The 312-nt window shown below is 59.9% G+C and carries 1 pseudogene; it reads left to right on the forward strand.

The features are described from left to right. Positions 1-312: pseudogene (locus tag KKP04_RS16050) on the forward strand (IS5/IS1182 family transposase); the annotation flags it as partial.

Below are 312 nucleotides of genomic sequence, written 5' to 3' on the forward strand. Positions count from 1 at the left end.
CATCATCTCATCGTTGCTCATGACGTCACGAACGCTGTCCATGACCGCCACCAGCTCTCCAGCATGGCCGGACAGGCCAAGGAAGCTCTTGGCGCCGAAGCCATCGAGGCCCTCGCCGATCGCGGCTACTACGACGGCAAGGAAATTCTCGCTTGCGAGCAAGCAGGCGTGACGGCGTATGTGCCCAGGATTTCAACCTCGGGCGCCAAGGCCGAAGGGCGCTTTGGCAAGCAGGACTTCGTCTACAAGGCGAATGAGGATGTCTATCTTTGCCCCGCTGGCGAGCGCTTGACCTATCGCTACACGAACGAA

The organism is Rhodomicrobium sp. Az07 (assembly GCF_018619475.1).
Lineage (GTDB): Bacteria > Pseudomonadota > Alphaproteobacteria > Rhizobiales > Rhodomicrobiaceae > Rhodomicrobium.